The sequence below is a fragment of the Streptomyces sp. CB02261 genome, from assembly GCF_001905665.1.
In the GTDB taxonomy this organism is placed as follows: Bacteria; Actinomycetota; Actinomycetes; order Streptomycetales; family Streptomycetaceae; genus Streptomyces.
In genome coordinates, this window is the sequence record NZ_LIVX01000010.1 from 99,704 (window position 1) to 118,351 (window position 18,648).

An 18,648-nucleotide genomic window follows, 5' to 3' on the forward strand; every position below is an offset into this window, starting at 1 on the left:
GGGCCTTCGCCACACCCCCACCGACCACCCACCCGGCCATGCGCACCGGCGGCCGCATGCTGCATGCTGTGCGTTCACGGTCGATTCGGACGGTCCTCGGCATGGAGCTGCGCATGACTACCACCTTTCCGGACATCTCCATCAACACGGACCGGTTGGTGCTGCGCGCGCTCGAAGAGGCAGACGCCCCCGCCCTCGCGGAGATGATGAACGACGAACTCGTCGCCGCCTGGACCGGTGTGCCCCAGCCCTACACCGAGGCCGCCGCCCGCCACTGGATCACCGAGTACGCCCCCACCGAACGCGCCGAGGGCAGAGGCATCGACCTCGCCGTCACCGAGTTCCTCACCCAGCGCCTGGTCGGCATCATCCAACTGGGCAACACCGACTGGCGCATCCGCTCCACCGAGATCTCCTACATCATCGCCCCCTGGGCCCGCGGCGAGGGCTACGCCTCCGAAGCCGCGCTCGCCACCGCCCAGTGGCTCTTCGGCGACCAGAAGTTCGAGCGCCTGGAGCTGCGCACCGCCGCCGGCAACACCGCCTCCCAGCAGGTCGCCCAGAAGATCGGCTGCATCAGCGAAGGCGTCCTGCGCAACGCCTGCATAGCCCGCACCCGCACCGAGGACGGCAGCTGGACCGATCTGCGCACCGACTTCATCGTCTGGGGCCTCCTCCCCGAGGACCTCGACGGCGTCGCCGACCAGATGGCCGAGGCCGGGTACTCCTCGTACACCGACTGGAGCTGACCCCCACCAGCCGACCCGGGGTACGCTCACCACGCCCCCGACCTGCGACGACACCAGGAGACAGACGACGATGGCCGACCGCGTCACGGTGATCGGATGGGACGGCTCACCTCTCACCGCGGCGGCCAGGTCCGCCCTCTCCGCCGCCACCCTGGTGGCCGGGGCCGCCCACCACCTGGCCCTGCCCGAAGTGCCGCCGGGCGCCGAACGCATCCGCCTGGGCAGCGTCGACCTCGCCGCCCGCCGGATCGCCGGCCACCGCGGCACCGCAGTCGTCCTCGCCGACGGCGACCCCGGCTTCTTCGGCGTCGTCCGCACCCTGCGCGCACCCGAGCACGGCCTGGAGGTCGAGGTCGTCCCCGCCGTCTCCTCCGTCGCCGCCGCCTTCGCCCGCGCCGGAATGCCCTGGGAGGACGCCCGGATCGTCGTCGCCCACCAGCGCACCCTGCGCCGCGCCGTCAACGTCTGCCGCGCCCACACCAAGGTCGCCGTCCTCACCTCACCCGGCGCCGGACCCGCCGAGCTCGCCCTGCTCCTCGACGGCGTCCACCGCACCTTCGTGATCTGCGAGGAACTCGGCACCGCCCGCGAACAGGTCTCCGTCCTCACCTCCGACAAGGCCGCCGACCACACCTGGCGCGACCCGAACGTCGTCCTCGTCATCGGCGGCACCACGGGCGGCCCTCCCGCCGCCCCCTGGCTGATGGGCCAGGACCCGACCGCGCGTCCCGTACGCGGCTGGGGCCTGCCCACCGAGGAGTACGACCCCCAGGGGTACGCCCCCGGAACCGCCGCGCGCGACGGGTCATGGACCGGCGCGGGCGAGGACCCGTCCCTGCGGGCCGCCCAGCTCGCCCGCCTCGGCCCCCGCACCGGCGACCTCGTCTGGGACATCGGCTGCGCGAGCGGCGCCTTCTCCGTCGAGGCCGCCCGCTTCGGCGCCGCCGTCATCGCCGTGGACATCGACCCGGCGGCCTGCGCCCGCACCGAGCAGAGCGCCCGCCGCCACGGCGTACTCCTCCAGGCCGTCCCGGGACGCGCCCCGCACGTCCTGGAGAGCCTGCCCGAACCCGATGTCGTACGGATCGCGGCCGGCGGCGTCCCCGTCGTCACCGCCTGCACCGACCGGCGCCCGGAACGGATCGTCGCCCACGCCTCCACCCGCGACGAGGCCGAGGCCATCGGGGCCGCCCTCGCCGACGGCGGCTACACCGTGGAGAGCCTCCTCCTCCAGACCGTCGGACTCGACCCGCACGACTGGTCGGAACGCGAGCGCTCGGTCGTGTTCCTGCTGGCCGGGCGCAGGGCCGACGTCCCCCACCCGTGACGGTGCCGCCCCCACGGCCAGGTAGGCTGGCCGATTGTTGTACCGCATCCGGACGTTCGGCGATTCGTTCGCCAATGTCCTGAACAAGTGGTCGCTTTGCGCCGCTGACGTGGTACGCGACAAGGGGGGACCGCGCGACGTGGCGCAGTCCACAGCGCACCGTGGCGAATCTCCCTGCCACGACGGCCGGGGGCGGCGACAATGTGTGAGCGTCCGCGTGTCCTTCGTGCCGCGCGGCGCGCGCGCTCGTTCTTGTCGACGGGCGCAGGTCTGAAGGAAGCACAAGCGATGGGCGAGGGGTACGCATGACGGACACCGGCCAGGTCCCGGGCGAGGGGCTGCCGGAGAACGCAGGCATGGTCGAGCAGCCGGGCATCCCCGCACCGGGCGCGTACACCTTCCTGGACCCCTCCGAGCACACCACCGAGGACGACGACCTGCTGCTCATGCCGGGTGCCCAGGGCGCATGGAGCGAGCACCCGCCGGGCGTCGCGCCGGCGCCGCCGGTCGCCGTGCCGCCCCCGCCGGCAGCACCGCTCGTGCCGAACCATTCGGTGCCCCAGCAGGGCGCGCCGCACCCCGCGGCCGCCGACGCGCAGACGCCGATGGGTGACCCCTTGACCGACCCCCTGCCGGACCCGCTCACGGCCCCGCTGGACGCCGTCGCCCTCGGTGACGTGCTCACGGCCCCGCAGAACCAGACCCCGCCGCAGGGCGTCCCGCTCGCCCAGCCCTTCGGCACTCCGGCGCACGGCGTCCCGCTCGCCGGTACGCCCGCCCACGGTGTCCCGCTCGACGGGACGACGGGTACTCCGGCGCACGGCGTCCCGGTCGGCCACGCGGCGGGCACCCCCGCGCACGGCGTGCCCGCCCCGCAGCAGGAGCCCGTCGCCACCGACCACGGCTACGAGCCCGGGATCCTCGACACCGGCGCCCACGAGGCCGCCGGCCGTGACTCCGGCTCCGTGGACCTCGGCGGCGTCCGCGTGCCGCCGCCCGCCGCGGCCCCGGCCCCGCAGCCCTCGCGTCGCCCCTTGCACATGGGCCCGCCCGTGCCCGAGACCGGCGGCGTCGTGCGCTCGCTGGCCGATCGTGGCCCCGCCGCGCCCGCCCCCGCCCCGCAGCCCGCGCCGCCGGCCCCCGCTCCCGAGACCCTCGTGGCGACCGGCCCCGCGCCGATGCCCGCACGGAACCCGGGCCCGCCGACCACCGGCCCCGAGTACTTCGACATCGCGCAGGACCAGCAGCTCGCGCCGCAGGGCGCCGAGCCGTGGGCCGCGCAGCCGCAGGAGCCCGCGGCCGAGGCCCTCGCAGAAACGGTCGTCCCGGCGACCGGCCAGTTCGTCCCGGTCGAGGGCAACGTCCCGACCACCCCGCACCTGGCCCCGATCCCCGTGGCCGAGCAGGTCCCGGCGACCGAGCAGGCCGAGCCGGCTCCGGCGACCGACGCGTTCCCCGTGACCGAGTCGGGCGAGCAGTCCGAGCCGGCCGCCGAGGCCGAGGTCCCCGTGGCGGACGTCGCCCCCGAGGCCCCGGTCGCGCCGACCGACCTCCAGGTGACGGTCCCCGCCCCCCGTGAGGCCGAGCCCGCCACGGCGGTCGTCGTGGAGCCCGCCGCCCCGGCGGCGGAGGAGCCCGAGGCCGAGCAGGCCCCGGAGGCCGAGGCACGGCCCGCCGAGGCCCCGGCCGAGGAGCAGACTCCCGAGGAAGCCGCCGTGGAGCCGGTCGCCGAGGAGATCCCGTTCGTTCCGGAGGCGACCCCGGAGGCCTCTGAGGCCCCCGAGACCCCGGAAGCCCTGGAGACCTCGGAGTCTCCGCAGGCCCCGGAGGCTATCGAGGCCCCGGAAGCCCCGGTCCTGCCCGAGCCGGTCCCGGCGCCCGAAGCCGTGGTCGCCGACCAGCCGGCCTCCGACGAGGCCCCCCTGCCCGAGCCGGTGCACCCGACCGCCGAGGCACCGGAGGCCACCGCGCCCACGGACGCCCCCGAGGCGCTCCCGCTGGAGCCCGAGGCGCCCCTCGCCGACGCGGCCCCCGAGGCGCTCCCGCAGGAGACCGCCGCCCACGAGGCCGCCCACGCGGACGCCGAGCTGCCCGCCGACGCCCCCGAGCCGCTCCCGCAGGAGGCCGACGCAGCCGAAGCCGTTCCGGCCGAGGAGACGGACGCCCCCGCGTACGACCCGGAGGCCGCCCAGCCTCTCGTGGAGTCCGCCCCCGCGCCCGGCTACGACGACGCCGAGCGCGAGGCCGTCCTCCGCGTGATGCGCGAGCGCCGCGACATCCGCAACGGCTTCCGCTCCGATCCGATCCCGCACGAGGTGCTGCTCCGCGTCCTGGAGGCCGCCCACACGGCCCCCAGCGTCGGCCACTCCCAGCCCTGGGACTTCGTCGTCATCCGCTCCGCCGAGACCCGGCAGACGATGCACGAGCTGGCCCAGCGGCAGCGCGAGGCGTACGCCAGGTCGCTTCCCAAGGCGCGGGCCAAGCAGTTCAAGGAACTGAAGATCGAGGCCATCCTCGACACCCCGGTCAACATCGTGGTGACCGCCGACCCCACCCGGGGCGGCCGCCACACCCTGGGCCGCTACACGCAGCCGCAGATGGCCCCGTACTCCTCGGCGCTCGCCGTCGAGAACCTCTGGCTCGCCGCCCGTGCCGAGGGCCTCGGCGTCGGCTGGGTCAGCTTCTTCGACGAGCGCGAGATGGTCCGTACCCTCGGCCTGCCCGAGCACCTCGAAGTCGTCGCGTACCTCTGCGTGGGATACGTCGACGAGTTCCCCGAGGAGCCCGAGCTGATGCAGGCGGGCTGGTCCAAGCGCCGCCCGCTGGCCTGGGTCGTCCACGAGGAGACGTACGGCCGCCGTGCCCTGCCCGGCGAGGAGCCCCACGACCTGCTCCAGGAGACCGTGGCCAACATCCGCCCGCTCGACGCCAAGGCGCTCGGCGAGGCGTGGGAGCGGCAGAAGCGCATGACCAAGCCCGCCGGGGCCCTGGGCATGCTGGAGATCATCTCCGCGCAGCTCTCCGGTCTCTCCCGGATGTGCCCGCCGCCGATCCCGGAGCCCGCGGCCGTCGCGATCTTCGCGGGCGACCACGGGGTGCACGCCCAGGGCGTCACCCCCTGGCCGCAGGAGGTCACCGGGCAGATGGTGGCCAACTTCCTCGGCGGGGGAGCGGTCTGCAACGCCTTCGCGAACCAGGTCGGCGCCGAGGTCTGCGTCATCGACGTCGGCGTCGCCTCCGAGCTCCCGGCCACCCCGGGCCTCCTGCCGCGCAAGGTCCGCCCCGGTACCGGCGACTTCACCACGGGACCGGCGATGACCCGCGACGAGGTCCTGGCCGCCATCGAGGTCGGCATCGAGACGGCCAGGGACCTGGTCGCCGCCGGCAACAAGGCCCTCCTCACCGGCGAGATGGGCATCGCGAACACCACCGCGTCCGCCGCCCTGATCTCCGTCTACACCGGCGTGGACCCGACCGAGGTCACGGGCCGCGGCACGGGCATCAACGACGAGACGCACGCCCGCAAGGTGGACGTGGTCCGCCGCGCCCTCGACCTCCACCAGCCGGACCCGGCCGACCCGATCGGCGTCCTCTCGGCGGTCGGCGGCCTGGAGCACGCGGCCCTCGTCGGCCTGATCCTGGGCGCGGCCTCCCTGCGCACCCCGGTCATCCTCGACGGCGTGTCGACCGGTGCTGCGGCGCTCGTGGCCCGCGCCATCGCGCCCGAGTCGCTGGCGGCCTGCATCGCGGGCCACCGCAGCGCCGAGCCGGGTCACGTGGCGGCGCTCAACAAGCTGGGACTGCGCCCCCTGGTCGACCTGGACCTCCGCCTCGGCGAGGGCACGGGCGCGCTGCTCGCCCTCCCGCTGGTGCAGAGCGCCGCCCGCGCGATGCACGAGGTGGCCACGTTCGACTCGGCGGGCGTCACCGAGAAGTAGCACCGCGCACGCGTCCCCCACCCCGCAGGGGAGTGGGGGACGCGCGGGGGCCGTACGGTCCCGGGGCACCCGCCGGGAGTCGACCGGCGGGACATCCGTCACACCTTGCCCACCCCAGGTCACGGATATCGTGACTCTGTACGAGCCGCTCCACAGCCGCAGCGGCCTTCTCGTTCGCACCGCCACGCTCTCCGAGGAGCCGCTCACCCATGGCCGACAACGCCGACCACCCCGCCTACCCCGTCGGTCTCCGCCTGGCAGGCCGCCGCGTCGTCGTCCTCGGCGGCGGCCAGGTCGCCCAGCGCCGGCTGCCCGCCCTGATCGCCGCGGGCGCCGACATCACGCTGATCTCCCCGTCCGCCACGCCCTCCGTCGAGGCCATGGCCGAGGCCGGCGAGATCACCTGGGCCAGGCGGCGGTACGAGGACGGCGACCTCGCCGACGCCTGGTACGCCCTGGTCGCCACCACCGACCCGGCCGCCAACGCCGCCGCCTCCGCCGAGGCCGAGCGCTCCCGGACCTGGTGCGTGCGCGCCGACGACGCCGAGGCGGCCACCGCGTGGACCCCGGCGACCGGCCGCGACGCCGGCGTCACCGTGGCCGTGCTCACCGGTCACGACCCCCGCCGCTCCGCCGCCGTGCGCGACGCGATCGTCGAGGGGCTCCGCGACGGTTCGATCGCCGCTCCCGCGCACCGCTCCCGTACCCCCTTCGTCGCCCTGGTGGGCGGCGGCCCCGGCGACCCGGACCTGATCACGGTGCGCGGCCGTCGGCTGCTCGCCGAGGCGGACGTGGTCATCGCGGACCGGCTCGGCCCCCGCGACCTCCTGGACGAGCTGCCCCCGCACGTCGAGGTGATCGACGCGGCGAAGATCCCGTACGGCCGGTTCATGGCCCAGGAGGCCATCAACAACGCGCTGATCGAGCACGCGAAGGCGGGCAGGTCCGTCGTGCGGCTGAAGGGCGGCGACCCGTTCGTCTTCGGCCGCGGCATGGAGGAGGCGCAGGCGCTCGCCGCCGAGGGGATCTCCTGCACGGTGGTCCCGGGCATCTCCAGCTCGATCTCGGTCCCCGGCGCCGCCGGCATCCCGGTCACGCACCGCGGGGTCGCCCACGAGTTCACGGTGGTCAGCGGTCACGTCGCCCCCGACGACCCGCGCTCCCTCGTCGACTGGGCGTCGCTCGCGAAGCTCACCGGCACCCTCGTCATCCTCATGGGCGTCGACAAGATCGGGAAGATCGCCGAGGCGCTCGTCGCGCACGGCAAGAACCCCGAGACGCCGCTGGCCCTGATCCAGGAGGGCACCACGGCGTCCCAGCGCCGGGTCGACGCCACCCTCGCGACGGTCGCGGAGACCGTCAGGGCGCAGGACGTCCGCCCGCCCGCCGTCATCGTCGTCGGCGACGTCGTCGCCGAGGGCCCCGACCGCCTGGTGAAGTGACCGGGCGCAGCAACGGACCGGGCCCTCGGGCCCGGTGACCAGGGGTGACCGAACCCCGTCGCACACATTGGCACCACACCCCGGACAAGGCAGTATCACCTCGTGGCCGAACTCATCACGATCGACGACCCCGACGACCCGCGTCTGCGCGACTACACCGGCCTGACCGACGTCGAGCTGCGGCGCAGACGGGAGCCGGCCGAGGGCCTGTTCATCGCGGAGGGTGAGAAGGTCATCCGCCGGGCCAGGCAGGCCGGGTACGAGATGCGGTCGATGCTGCTCTCCGCCAAGTGGGTCGACGTCATGCGGGACGTCATCGACGAGGTCCCGGCGCCGGTGTACGCGATCCAGCCGGACCTCGCGGAGCGCGTCACCGGCTACCACGTGCACCGGGGCGCGCTCGCGTCCATGCAGCGCAAGCCGCTCCCGGACGCGGCCGAACTGCTCGTGGACGCCCGCCGGGTGGTCGTCATGGAGTCGGTCAACGACCACACCAACATCGGTGCGATCTTCCGCAGCGCCGCGGCCCTCGGCATGGACGCGGTGCTCCTCTCGCCGGACTGCGCGGACCCGCTCTACCGGCGTTCGGTGAAGGTGTCCATGGGCGCGGTGTTCTCCGTCCCGTACGCCCGCCTCGACACCTGGCCGCGCGGCCTGGAGGCCGTACGCGAGGCGGGCTTCAAGCTCCTGGCGCTCACCCCGGCCGAGAAGGCGACCTCGATCGACGAGGCGGCGCCGCACCGGCTGGAGCGGGTCGCCCTGATGCTGGGGGCGGAGGGCGACGGCCTGTCGACGCAGGCCCTGCGCGCCGCCGACGAATGGGTGCGCATCCCGATGGCCCACGGCGTGGACTCGCTGAACGTGGGCGCCGCCGCGGCGGTCGCGTTCTACGCGGTGGCGACGGGCCGCCCGGAAGCCTGACCGGCCTCAGCCCTGGAGGGCCTGGGCGGCGGCGATGCCCAGGGCCACCACCAGGGTCACGACCACGAAGACGAAGAGCCGCTGCCGCAGCAGCCGGGGGTTGGCGGGGCGGCGCCCCGTCGACGTCGTCCGGGCACCCGGCCGCGTCGCGGGACGGCCCCCGGTCCGCGGCCCGGCGGACGGCCGGGACGACGGTCCGGGCCCACGCCCCTGGCCGCGGTCCGCACCGCGCTCCGCACCGCGCTCCGCGCCCCGCTCCGGTCCACGACCGGGCACGTCCCGATCGGTGTACCGCTCGGTCGGCCGTACGGCGTTCCGCTCCTCGGTCCGGTCCCGCTGGACCGGCGGACGGGAGACCGGCAGCCCCTGCGCCTCGCGCGCCGCGATCTCCTTGAGCCGCATCGACAGCTGGAGGGTGCTGGGACGGTCCTCGGGATCCTTCGCGAGACAGGCCCGGATCAGCGGCGCGAGGGCGTCCGGCACCCCGTGCAGCTGCGGCTCCTCGTGCACCACCCGGTAGAGCATGACCTCGGAACTGCCGTGCCCGAAGGGGGAGTCGGCCATCGCGGCGTACGCCAGGGTCGCACCGAGCGAGAACACGTCGGTGGCGGGGGTGACGGCCGCTCCGCGCACCTGCTCGGGCGCCAGGAAGCCGGGCGATCCGACGGCCGTGCCGACGTGGGTCAGCGTGCTGGCACCGGTGGCCCAGGCGATGCCGAAGTCGATGATGCGGGGGCCCTTGGGGGAGAGCAGGATGTTCGAGGGCTTGAGGTCCCGGTGCACGACCCCCGCCTCGTGGACGGCGACGAGGCCCTCCGAGAGGGCCGCCCCGATGGTGGCGACGTCCGCGGCGCGCAGCGCGCCCTCCTCGGCGACCCGGTCGTGCAGCGAGGGACCGGGCACGTACTGGGTGGCGAACCAGGGGCGCTCGGCCTCCAGATCGGCGGCGACGAGCCGGGCCGTACAGCCACCGCGGATCCGCCGGGCCGCCGACACCTCGCGGGCGAACCGTGACCGGAACTCCTGGTCCTCGGCGAGGTCCGGCCGGATCACCTTCAGGGCCACCCGCTGACCGCGCCGGTCGGACCCCAGGTACACGACGCCCATCCCGCCGGCCCCCAGCCTGCGGTGGAGCCGGAACGACCCGACGATCCGCGGATCCTCGCGCCGGAGCCGCATCATCGCCATGTCCGTCCCCTCGTCCGTTCGACGTGGCACAGCTTACGTAGTGGCGCCCGCGCGTGCTCATAGGCCGCGCCCTCCCACCGGGATCGATTGTCAGTGCTGAGGGGGAGGGGCGCCGGAGGTGAGCGTCCGCTCCCCGCCCCAACGCCCTTGCCCCGGAGATCACTTGACGCGGGGTCGGGGATCGTGGCGAGGGCCCCTGAGACGCCGACGGAGGGCCTCGGACCAGGGCGTTCGCGGGACGCCCCGCGAAGTGAGCCATGTCACGCTCCCGGACACCCTCCCGAGGCCCTTCCGGAACCCCTCCGGGAAGACCCGGGGATCCGCGCCCCCGTCTCCACCCAGGGGAGTACGCCGCGCGGGCGGCCGTCATCCTCCGGGAGGCCCGCAAGTCGGTACGAGGGCATGACGTCCCGGCGCTCCCCGCTCCCTAGTGTTGAGGTCAAGCGGCGGGTGCGACTCTCGTCCCCCGAGGTAACGCACCCGCCGCGCCCACACGTCAGGAGAGGAACCATGGCCTACACGGCACCGCGGACGACCACCCGGCCCTCGAGCCGTCGCCACCCGCTGGTGGCCACCGCCATGGTCCTCCCTCTCGCGGCCCTGCTCGTCGTCGTCTTCGGCGGCTGGGAGGCAGTGGCCACACATGCGTCGTCCGTGGGCGTGATGCTGGGGCGCTGAACGGCGCCCCGGGACCCGGGAGAGCGGCCCGGGTCGGGACATCCGGCCATCAACCCCGTGGGGACGGGGGTACGGCGGACGACTGCGTCGGGCCGGTCAGCTGGGGAGCTGACCGGCCCTCGCGCGTTCCCACCGGGCGACCGCGGTGCGGCGGAGGGGCCGGCCCCGGGCGCGGGACCGAGGCGCACGCCGAGGCGACCGCCCCCGGTCCCGTCCGTCCGCCCCTCCCCGTACGCTCCCCCCGTGGACTCCACCGACCGGCCCCCGCTCGACCTCCCCCCGCTCGACCGGCTCGCCGCCCTCGCCCGCGCCGCCGCGCACCGCCCCGGCGCGCCCTGCCGGTGCGCGAGCGGACTCGTCGGGGTGCTCGCCGACCGGGACGACGGGACCGTCGTACGCCACGGGAAGCTCGTCGCCAAGGCGCACGCCCCCGGCACGGACCACGAGGAGCACCGCGCACGGCTCGCGCTGGCCGCCCACCCGGATGTCGCCGGTGTCTTCCTCCCGCCCCTCCCGATGCCCGCGCCCGCGCCGGACGTACTCGACGGCCGGCCCGTCACGGTCTGGCCGTACGGCCCGCCCGTCGACCCGGCGGACCCCGACGCCGCACCCTGGGAGGAGGCGGCGCGGCTGCTCGCCCTGCTGCACCGCACGCCGCCCCCGCCGGGGCAGGCGGTCCGGCTGCCGGCGATGCGGGCCCCCGCCAAAGCGGCCCTCGCCGTGGACCGGATGCGCCGGACGGCACCGGATCACCCGGCCGCCGCGACCGTCCTCGCCGCCTGGAGCTCGGTCCTCGACCGTCCGGCGCCGGGCCCCCGGCTCCTCTGCCACGGCGACTTCCACCTCGGCCAGCTGGTCCGCGACACCGGCTCGGAGCCGGCGGGGCCCTGGCGGCTCATCGACATCGACGACCTCGGCCTCGGCGACCCGGCCTGGGATCTGGCCCGTCCCGCCGCCTGGTTCGCCGCCGGCATCCTGCCCCCGGAGATCTGGTCCCGCTTCCTCGGCGCCTACCAGGAGGCGGGCGGCCCCGCCGTGGGCGCCGACCCGTGGGACCGACTCGACCTGCCCGCCCGCGCCTTGACGGTCCAGACCGCCGCCCTGGCCCTGGCCAAGTCGACGGCCGAGCGCAGACCGCTCGACGAGGTGGAGGACGTGATGATCGACACCTGCGCCCGCATCGCAGGTCAGCGAACCGACTCGGGCCCTTCGGCGTCCACGTAAGGTGAAGCCACCATTCGAACGGCGACGTCAGGGAGTTGAGCCGACCATGCAGTGCCCCAAGTGTCACGCGGCCATGCACACGTACAACCGCAACGGTGTCCAGATCGAGCAGTGCAGCGGCTGCCGGGGGATATTCCTGGACTACGGCGAGCTGGAGGCCCTGACCCGACTGGAGTCCCAGTGGGTCCAGCAGGCCCCGCCCGCCCCTCCGGCCCCGCAGGCGTACCCGGCGCAGCACGCCCCCGCCGCCCCGGCCTGGGGTGCCCCGCACCACGGTGGCCACGGCGGCGGCCACTACCGTCAGGGCGGTTTCGGCCGGATGCTCTTCTCCTCCTGACCGGGGTACGAGGAAGCCCCCGGCCGCGAGATGCGGCCGGGGGCTTCTTGGTGGTGCGCGATACTGGGATTGAACCAGTGACCTCTTCCGTGTCAGGGAAGCGCTCTCCCGCTGAGCTAATCGCGCGGGCTGTGCACACGTCGTACCCGAAGGAACTGCGTACTGCGTGCGCGATACTGGGATTGAACCAGTGACCTCTTCCGTGTCAGGGAAGCGCTCTCCCGCTGAGCTAATCGCGCGGGGGATCCGAAGATCCAGGACCCGAAGGTCCAGTGGACGATACTGGGATTGAACCAGTGACCTCTTCCGTGTCAGGGAAGCGCTCTCCCGCTGAGCTAATCGTCCTTGGAGGTGGAGACGGGATTTGAACCCGTGTAGACGGCTTTGCAGGCCGTTGCCTCGCCTCTCGGCCACTCCACCAGGAGTGAATACAGGGGTTCGGGAAGATCCCCCACATCGAGCGGACGACGAGATTCGAACTCGCGACCCTCACCTTGGCAAGGTGATGCTCTACCAACTGAGCCACGTCCGCTTGTCGTTTCCGTTTCGCTTGCGCGTCCCGGCGACGTGTTGAACTCTAGCGGATTCCTGGGCCAGCACAAAAACGCGTTTCCGCAGCGTGCTGACCTGCGGGCCGATCCGGGCGGCGGGCAGGGCGCCCCGGAGGATTCGCGCCGCGTTCACTCGCCGTGTCCCCCGGGTGGCGGGGAGCCGCCACCGCACGCGGTCCGGTGCCCCTCCCGTCGCCGACCTAGACTCGATGCGTGCACGACCTTGCTCCTCTGGCCCGCTTCGGCGGCCTCGTCGCGACGGACCTCCGAGACGTCACCCACGACCCCGAAGCCCTCGACTCCACCGGCTTCTGGGCCGTCTGCGCGGACTTCGAAGGGCGTCTGACCTGCGCCCGCTTCGGGGACGTGCGGCCCGACCGCGTTCCCACGCCCGTCCCGGGCGCCTGGCGCGGCCCCGCCGCCGGTGACTGGACGTCGTCCCTCGACCGCGCCGCGTACATCGCGGGCGTCCGGCGGGTGCGCGAGCACATCGCGCGCGGTGAGGTCTACCAGGCGAACCTCTGCCGGGTGCTGACCGCGCCGCTGCCGGACCCGGCCGCCGCCGACGTCGACGCCCTCACCGCACTGCTCGCCAGGGGGAACCCCGCGCCCTACGCGGGAACGATCCGGCTGCCCGCCCACGGCGTGGAGGTCGCCACCGCCTCCCCCGAGCTCTACCTCCGCAGGGAGGGGGCCCTGATCACGTCGGGTCCCATCAAGGGGACCGGCCGCACGGCCGCCGACCTCCTGCCCAAGGACCACGCGGAGAACGTGATGATCGTCGACCTGGTCCGCAACGACCTCGGTCGCGTCAGCGAGACCGGCTCCGTCGCCGTCCCGGCCCTCTGCGCGACCGAGGAGCACCCCGGCCTCGTCCACCTCGTCTCCACCGTCACCGGACGGCTGCGCCAGGACGCCGGCTGGCCCGAGCTGCTCGCCGCCACCTTCCCGCCCGGCTCCGTCACCGGCGCCCCCAAGTCCAGCGCCCTGCGGATCATCGAGGCCCTGGAGACCGCTCCGCGCGGGCCGTACTGCGGGGGCGTGGGCTGGGTCGACGCCGACGCGGGAACCGCCGAGCTGGCCGTCGGGATACGCACCTTCTGGATCGACCGCCCCGAGGGCGTGCTCCGCTTCGGCACCGGCGCCGGGATCACCTGGGGCTCCGACCCGGAGCGCGAGTGGGACGAGACCGAGCTCAAGGCGGCCCGGCTCGTCGCGATAGCGTCGGGCGCCTACGAGTCAGGCGCCCTTGAGGCGAGCGGAAAGGCCATCTCTCGATGAAACTCTGGGTCAACGGCGGGCTGCACGACGCGGAGACCGCCCTGGTCTCCGTACTGGACCATGGACTGACCGTCGGCGACGGCATCTTCGAGACGGTGAAGGCCGAGCGAGGAGAAACGTTTGCTCTGACGCTCCACCTGGAGCGGCTCACCCGCTCCGCCCGCGGTCTCGGCCTGCCCGACCCCGACCTCGACGAGGTCCGCCGCGCCTGCGCCGCGGTCCTTGAGGCGAACCCGATGGAAATCGGCCGACTCCGCATCACGTACACCGGCGGGCTCTCCCCGCTCGGCTCCGAGCGCGGCGACGCCGGGGCCAGCCTCGTGGTCGCCCTCGGCGAGACCGGCCGCCGCGCCGACTCCACCGCGGTGATCACCGTGCCCTGGACGCGTAACGAACGCGGCGCCCTCACCGGCCTCAAGACCACGTCGTACGCCGAGAACGTGGTGGCCCTCGCCAGGGCGCGCGAGCAGGGGGCGACCGAGGCGCTCTTCGCCAACACCGTGGGGCGGCTCTGCGAGGGCACCGGCTCCAACGTCTTCGTCGTGGTCGACGGCCAGATCCTCACCCCGCCCGTCTCCTCCGGCTGCCTCGCGGGCATCACCCGCGCCCTGGCGGTCGAGTGGACCGGGGCGCGGGAGGCCGACCTGCCCCTGGACGTCCTGGAGAGCGCCGACGAGATCTTCCTGACCTCGACCCTGCGCGACGTGCAGGCCGTGCACCGGGTCGACGGCCGTGAACTGTCGCCGGCGCCCGGCCCCGTCACCGCGAAGGCGATGCGGACCTTCGACGAGCAGGCCGCCCGGGACCGGGACCCGCGCCTCGGCTAAAACCTGATGACGGATGGCCCCGGGGTGGGTAGAACACCACTGATGACCACCACCCTGCGGCCGGCCGAGCCGCTTCAGCAGACGCCCGACGGCGGCCGTTCCCGTACCTACGACGTGTGTGTGAACAGCCGCCGTGTCGGTTCCGTGCACCTCTCCACCGCCCCCGGCTTCGGAGCCGGCGCCGGAGTGATCAGCCGCCTCGGGATCGACGAGCCCGACCGCGGCCGGGGCCGGGCCACGGTCGCCGCGCTCGCCTCCGAGGAGGTGCTGCGGGGCTGGGGCTGCGTCCAGGTGCAGATATCGGTCCCCGCCGACGCCGCGCCCGCGCTGCGGATGGCCCGCTCCCTCGGCTACACCGAGCGCAGCCGGAACATGCTCAAGGAGGTGCCCGCCGAGCCGCCGCCGCTGCCGGAGGGAGTCGAGGTCCGGCCGATGACCGAGGCCGAGTTCGCCGCGTGGCAGACGCGGGCCCAGGACGCCTACGCGCAGAGCTGGATCGACCGGGGCGTCCCCGAGGACCAGGCCCGCGCCAAGGCCGAGAGCAGCCACCGGACGCTGCTCCCGGAGGGCCTGGCCACGCCCGGCGCCGCGATCCATCTGATCCTGCGGGACGGCCGCCCCGTCGGTCGACTCTGGACCGGCCGGACCGAGCTGGAACCGGGACGGTGGGCCGCCTACGTGTACGACATCGAGGTCGACGAGGGGCAGCGCGGCCACGGCTACGGGCGGGCGCTCATGCTGCTCGCCGAGCGGGTCGCCCGGGAGGCGGGGGAGACCCTGCTCGGACTGCACGTCTTCGCCGGCAACACACCGGCGATCCGGCTCTACGAGTCGCTGGGCTACCGGGCCACCAACGTCAACAGCGCGAAGGACCTGCGCTAGCGGCCCTGCGCTCAGGCGGTCAGGAGACGGTCGGCGATCCCCTCGATGCGCTCGCGCAGGCCGTCCTGGCTCTGGCCGCCGTCCAGGCGCTCGCCGCCGATCACATAGGTCGGTGTCCCGGTGACCTTGATGGCCTTGCCCTCGGCCTCGTCCGCGTCGACGGTCAGCAGATGCCGGCCGTCGATCAGGGCGGTGTCGAACTCCTCGGCGTCCAGGCCCAGTTCCGTCGCGACCTCCATGAGCACCGGCTCGCCCCGCTCGCCGAGCTCGGCCGTCCTGGCGAGGAGCGCCTCCGCGTACGGCCAGCCCTTGCCCTGGTCGACGGCCTCCTCGGCGGCCTGCGCCGCGGCGTACGCGTGTTTGTGCTTCGCCAGCGGGAAGTGGCGCAGCTGTACGTCGAGCCGGTCGCCGTACTTCTCGCGGAGCGCGCGGACGTCGTCGAGGGCCTGGAAGCAGTCGGGGCACTGGAGGTCGAACCACGCCTCCAGGACGACGGGGGAGGCGGGCGCGGTGGTGGAGTCACTCATGACAGCAGTCTCCCTCACCGGGACCTGGGGAGGAGATCCGGCGGGGGTGACCCGGAGATCTCCCTGAGACCGGCCGTCGGGCATGGCCCCGGGCGGTCCGGCCGGTGCAGGATGGAAGGGACGTATCACCCGGCATCTGGAGGACCGCATGCTCGCCGAGACCATCTGCTCCGCGGTGTCCGCGGCGGGCCTGGGCATCGCCGCGATCACGGCGTACCGGAAGCGCTTCCTGACCGCCGTCCGGATCGCGGCCTACGCCCTCGTGCCGCTCGGCCTGGTGATGACGGGCGCCGTCGAGTGGATCGCGGGCACGGCCTTCAGTCCGGTCGCCTGGGCCGGATTCGGCGTGCTCGGGGTCGCGTGGCTGCTCTTCCTGTCCACCCGGGCCGTCGAGCGGCGCAGGGGCGGCCGCAAGGGGACCACCGGTGGCGCCGAGACCAGAGCGGTGGCCCCGGGGGCGTCGGCGCCCTCGCGCGCCGTGGCCGCGAAGCCGCAGGCCGGCCAGTCCGCCGGGGACGACTTCAGCGACATCGAGGCGATTCTGAAGAAGCACGGAATCTGACCGCTTCTGACGATTCCCGTTCCCCGTGATCCACGGGAAGGGGTGAACGGCCCCTGCGGTGGGGCGTGTTGCGGGATTTACCCGGCCCGCGGTACGCGATCATCCCCCCGAGATGCCGGATACCTCGCGGGAGACCCTCCCCGCCGCCCCCGCCCCTGCCCCCGCCACCGCCGACGAGCCGCGCGGCTGTCTGTTCGCGCTCTCCCAGCCCCCGCTGATGATCTTCCTCGGGGTGATCGGCTGTCTGCTGCTGATGGCCGCCGTGCACGATCTCTTCGTACTGTGACGGCGCCGCCTCAGCCCGCCGCCTCCTTGCGGCGCGCGCGGTACGCGGCCACGTGGAGGCGATTGCCGCAGGTACGGCTGTCGCAATAGCGGCGCGAGCGGTTGCGGGACAGGTCGACGAAGGCGCGGCCGCAGTCCGGCGCCTCGCAGCGCCGCAGCCGCTCCTGCTCGCCCGCCACCACGATGAACGCGAGGGCCATGCCGCAGTCGGCCGCGAGATGGTCCGCCACGGAGGCGCCCGGCGCGAAGTAGTGCACGTGCCAGTCGTAGCCGTCGTGGTCGGTGAGCTGGGGCGTGGTGCCCGCGCCCGCCACCAGCTGGTTGATCAGGGGGGCCGCGATCCGCGCCTCGGGCGCGGAGAAGACCGCGGCGAACTTCTCGCGGACCTCGCGGACGGCCCGCAGGTCGTCGGCGCCGAGATCACCCACACCGCTGATCTTGTGCGCGCGCACGAAGGACCGCAGTCCGTCGATGTCCGCGAGCTCGTCGGCCCGCTCGCCCTGGGGCGCGGTGTTCATCAGATCGACGACGGTGTCGAGGGCGATCCGGGTGTCGTGGGGAATCAGCACGATCCGCTCCCTGGCCGGCCGCGGGCGGGCGCCCGCGGAATGGCGCTGACTTTAGCGTGACCCGGAAAAGGACACCGGCGCCCACCACCGCGTTGGCTGCGCGGTGGCGGGCGCCGGATGACGTGCCTAGGTGACTCCCGCGCGGCGCCGTCGCCCCGAGTCGGACGGCGCCGTGCGGCTCTCGGCCTGGCTCAGCTGTCGGCCAGGATGTGGGAGAGCTCCGTGTCGAGGTCGAAGTGCCGATGCTCGGTGCCCGGTGGCACGGCGGCGTCGGTCCTCTTCAGGAACGACTCCAGGGCCCTCGCCGGGGCCTCGAGCAGGGCTTCTCCCTCGGGGGAGCTCAACGCGATGCAGACGACTCCCTGACCGTGACTACGAGATGGCCAGACGCGGACGTCGCCCGTGCCGGTGGGCCGGTGCAGCCCCTCGGCGAGAAGGTCGCGGGCGAAGACCCACTCGACCGTCTCCTCGGCTCCGGTGTGGAAGGTGGCGTGCACGGCATAGGGATCGGCCGTGTCATACCGCAGGCCCGCGGGTACAGGCAGTGAGGACTCGCTCGACACAACGAGGCGCAGGTGCAGCTCGCAGCTGACCGTGGTGTTCATAAGCGCCAGGGCCTTTCGCTCAGTGTGCGCTCGGGGATTCGCACGTCGGCGAAATCGACATGCCACCTCCGGTGCCGTTGTAAACCCCTCTGTCGGTTTTGTGAGTGTTCAGGTAGCTCGTTCGGACGCCTGTGACCTGCGGTAATACCGCCATTCCGGCGACGGCTCACCGTCCGGTAAGTTGGGGACCATGAATGCGGAGAGTGACGAGCGCGCCGGGGAGTCCGCAGACGGCCAGGAAGCCGAACTGGGATCCCGCGCACCGGAGTTCATCAAGTCCCGCCGAGGCCTGCATCTGAGCTGGCAGGTCGGCGTCTTCATCGTGGGACTCGCCGTGGTCGGGGCCGGAGTGGTGATGCTGCCGCTCCCCGGACCCGGCTGGCTCGTCATCTTCGGCGGCATGGCGATCTGGGCGACCGAGTTCGTCTGGGCGCAGCTCGTGCTCCGCTGGACCAAGCGCAAGGTCACCGAGGCCGCCCAGCGCGCCCTCGACCCCAAGGTCCGCCGCAGGAACATCATCCTCACCACCGTCGGCCTGGTGATCATCGCCGTCCTGCTCGGCGTCTACCTCTGGAAGTTCGGCTTCGTCATGCCGTGGAAGATCGACCAGTGACCCTCGGATGGTTCGGGAGCCCCGCTGACATGCGGTAATGTTTGCGGTGCACCGGGGCGATTAGCTCAGTGGGAGAGCACTTCGTTCACACCGAAGGGGTCACTGGTTCGAACCCAGTATCGCCCACCACCCGGTCCGAAGG

Annotated in this window: 18 protein-coding genes and 6 tRNA genes; 15 read left to right on the forward strand and 9 right to left on the reverse strand. The window is 73.8% G+C overall.

The genetic code is table 11. The features are described from left to right. The first annotated feature begins 113 nt into the window (after window positions 1-113). The 5 genes from AMK29_RS28895 (at window position 114) to AMK29_RS28915 (ending at window position 8,377) form a co-directional block, all read left to right on the forward strand. Window positions 114-749 (forward strand): GNAT family N-acetyltransferase, encoded by a 636-nt coding sequence (locus AMK29_RS28895; protein ID WP_073818548.1) that lies wholly within the window; start codon window positions 114-116, stop codon window positions 747-749. A gap of 70 nt (window positions 750-819) precedes the next feature. Next, entirely contained in the window at window positions 820-2,076 is a 1,257-nt protein-coding gene (gene cbiE / locus AMK29_RS28900) for a precorrin-6y C5,15-methyltransferase (decarboxylating) subunit CbiE (RefSeq protein ID WP_073818550.1), read from the forward strand. A gap of 305 nt (window positions 2,077-2,381) precedes the next feature. After that, on the forward strand, window positions 2,382-6,014 hold the full coding sequence (cobT, locus tag AMK29_RS28905) for a nicotinate-nucleotide--dimethylbenzimidazole phosphoribosyltransferase (RefSeq protein ID WP_073818551.1): 3,633 nt from the start codon (window positions 2,382-2,384) through the stop codon (window positions 6,012-6,014). A 209-nt stretch (window positions 6,015-6,223) separates the two neighbouring features. Beyond that, window positions 6,224-7,456 carry a uroporphyrinogen-III C-methyltransferase gene (cobA, locus tag AMK29_RS28910; protein WP_073818553.1) on the forward strand — a complete coding sequence of 411 codons (1,233 nt, stop codon included), beginning with the start codon at window positions 6,224-6,226 and terminating at the stop codon, window positions 7,454-7,456. Between the two features lie 102 nt (window positions 7,457-7,558). Further along, window positions 7,559-8,377: a TrmH family RNA methyltransferase gene (locus AMK29_RS28915; RefSeq protein ID WP_073818555.1), complete on the forward strand. Its 819-nt coding sequence runs from the start codon at window positions 7,559-7,561 to the stop codon at window positions 8,375-8,377. Between the two features lie 6 nt (window positions 8,378-8,383). Here AMK29_RS28915 and AMK29_RS28920 read toward each other — a convergent pair whose 3' ends face one another. Continuing rightward, complete coding sequence (locus AMK29_RS28920; RefSeq protein ID WP_073818557.1) at window positions 8,384-9,565, reverse strand: serine/threonine-protein kinase; 1,182 nt, start codon at window positions 9,563-9,565, stop codon at window positions 8,384-8,386. A 510-nt stretch (window positions 9,566-10,075) separates the two neighbouring features. Here AMK29_RS28920 and AMK29_RS36840 point away from each other — a divergent pair. The 3 genes from AMK29_RS36840 to AMK29_RS28930 all read left to right on the forward strand — a co-directional run bounded on the left by AMK29_RS36840 (window position 10,076) and on the right by AMK29_RS28930 (window position 11,804). Continuing rightward, on the forward strand, window positions 10,076-10,243 hold the full coding sequence (locus AMK29_RS36840) for a hypothetical protein (RefSeq protein ID WP_198942353.1): 168 nt from the start codon (window positions 10,076-10,078) through the stop codon (window positions 10,241-10,243). A 243-nt stretch (window positions 10,244-10,486) separates the two neighbouring features. Then, a complete protein-coding gene (locus AMK29_RS28925; RefSeq protein WP_073818559.1) occupies window positions 10,487-11,467 on the forward strand; it encodes an aminoglycoside phosphotransferase family protein in 981 nt (326 codons plus the stop codon). 46 nt (window positions 11,468-11,513) lie between these two features. After that, the gene (locus AMK29_RS28930) at window positions 11,514-11,804 is read left to right on the forward strand and encodes a TFIIB-type zinc ribbon-containing protein (protein WP_073818560.1); all 291 of its coding nucleotides are present in this window, start codon (window positions 11,514-11,516) and stop codon (window positions 11,802-11,804) included. A gap of 51 nt (window positions 11,805-11,855) precedes the next feature. Here AMK29_RS28930 and AMK29_RS28935 read toward each other — a convergent pair. The 5 genes from AMK29_RS28935 to AMK29_RS28955 form a co-directional block, all read right to left on the reverse strand. Then, window positions 11,856-11,930, reverse strand: a tRNA-Val gene (locus AMK29_RS28935). Between the two features lie 41 nt (window positions 11,931-11,971). Further along, window positions 11,972-12,043: transfer RNA gene (locus tag AMK29_RS28940), tRNA-Val, on the reverse strand. 34 nt (window positions 12,044-12,077) lie between these two features. Then, window positions 12,078-12,149 (reverse strand) — tRNA-Val (locus tag AMK29_RS28945). Window position 12,150: 1 nt separating this feature from the next. Next, window positions 12,151-12,224: transfer RNA gene (locus AMK29_RS28950), tRNA-Cys, on the reverse strand. A 39-nt stretch (window positions 12,225-12,263) separates the two neighbouring features. Further along, a tRNA-Gly gene (locus tag AMK29_RS28955) sits at window positions 12,264-12,336 on the reverse strand. Between the two features lie 232 nt (window positions 12,337-12,568). Between AMK29_RS28955 and AMK29_RS28960 the strand changes: the two genes are divergently transcribed. Genes AMK29_RS28960 through AMK29_RS28970 form a run of 3 tightly spaced genes read left to right on the forward strand, consistent with a single transcriptional unit; the run spans window position 12,569 to window position 15,345 of the window. Continuing rightward, a complete protein-coding gene (locus tag AMK29_RS28960; RefSeq protein ID WP_073818562.1) occupies window positions 12,569-13,636 on the forward strand; it encodes a chorismate-binding protein in 1,068 nt (355 codons plus the stop codon). After that, on the forward strand, window positions 13,633-14,463 hold the full coding sequence (locus AMK29_RS28965) for an aminotransferase class IV (protein ID WP_073818564.1): 831 nt from the start codon (window positions 13,633-13,635) through the stop codon (window positions 14,461-14,463). The genes AMK29_RS28960 and AMK29_RS28965 overlap by 4 nt, the downstream gene beginning before the upstream one ends. A 42-nt stretch (window positions 14,464-14,505) precedes the next feature. Further along, window positions 14,506-15,345: a GNAT family N-acetyltransferase gene (locus AMK29_RS28970; protein ID WP_073818565.1), complete on the forward strand. Its 840-nt coding sequence runs from the start codon at window positions 14,506-14,508 to the stop codon at window positions 15,343-15,345. Window positions 15,346-15,356: 11 nt separating this feature from the next. On the opposite strand, the gene AMK29_RS28975 is transcribed toward AMK29_RS28970, so the two are convergent. Next, window positions 15,357-15,872: a DsbA family protein gene (locus tag AMK29_RS28975; protein WP_073818567.1), complete on the reverse strand. Its 516-nt coding sequence runs from the start codon at window positions 15,870-15,872 to the stop codon at window positions 15,357-15,359. A gap of 148 nt (window positions 15,873-16,020) precedes the next feature. Here AMK29_RS28975 and AMK29_RS28980 point away from each other — a divergent pair, with 148 nt between their 5' ends. Both AMK29_RS28980 and AMK29_RS36845 read left to right on the forward strand, forming a co-directional pair. Beyond that, window positions 16,021-16,434 carry a hypothetical protein gene (locus tag AMK29_RS28980; protein WP_073818568.1) on the forward strand — a complete coding sequence of 138 codons (414 nt, stop codon included), beginning with the start codon at window positions 16,021-16,023 and terminating at the stop codon, window positions 16,432-16,434. 112 nt (window positions 16,435-16,546) lie between these two features. Beyond that, window positions 16,547-16,720: a hypothetical protein gene (locus tag AMK29_RS36845; RefSeq protein ID WP_198942354.1), complete on the forward strand. Its 174-nt coding sequence runs from the start codon at window positions 16,547-16,549 to the stop codon at window positions 16,718-16,720. A gap of 10 nt (window positions 16,721-16,730) precedes the next feature. On the opposite strand, the gene AMK29_RS28985 is transcribed toward AMK29_RS36845, so the two are convergent. Together AMK29_RS28985 and AMK29_RS28990 are read right to left on the reverse strand one after the other, a co-directional pair. Then, window positions 16,731-17,288: a CGNR zinc finger domain-containing protein gene (locus AMK29_RS28985; protein ID WP_073818570.1), complete on the reverse strand. Its 558-nt coding sequence runs from the start codon at window positions 17,286-17,288 to the stop codon at window positions 16,731-16,733. Window positions 17,289-17,479: 191 nt separating this feature from the next. Then, entirely contained in the window at window positions 17,480-17,893 is a 414-nt protein-coding gene (locus tag AMK29_RS28990; RefSeq protein WP_015032345.1) for an SsgA family sporulation/cell division regulator, read from the reverse strand. Between the two features lie 190 nt (window positions 17,894-18,083). On the opposite strand from AMK29_RS28990, the gene AMK29_RS28995 reads away from it, so the two are divergent. Both AMK29_RS28995 and AMK29_RS29000 read left to right on the forward strand, forming a co-directional pair. Continuing rightward, a complete protein-coding gene (locus tag AMK29_RS28995) occupies window positions 18,084-18,506 on the forward strand; it encodes a TIGR02611 family protein (RefSeq protein WP_073818572.1) in 423 nt (140 codons plus the stop codon). 54 nt (window positions 18,507-18,560) lie between these two features. Further along, window positions 18,561-18,635, forward strand: a tRNA-Val gene (locus tag AMK29_RS29000). Window positions 18,636-18,648: the final 13 nt, after the last annotated feature.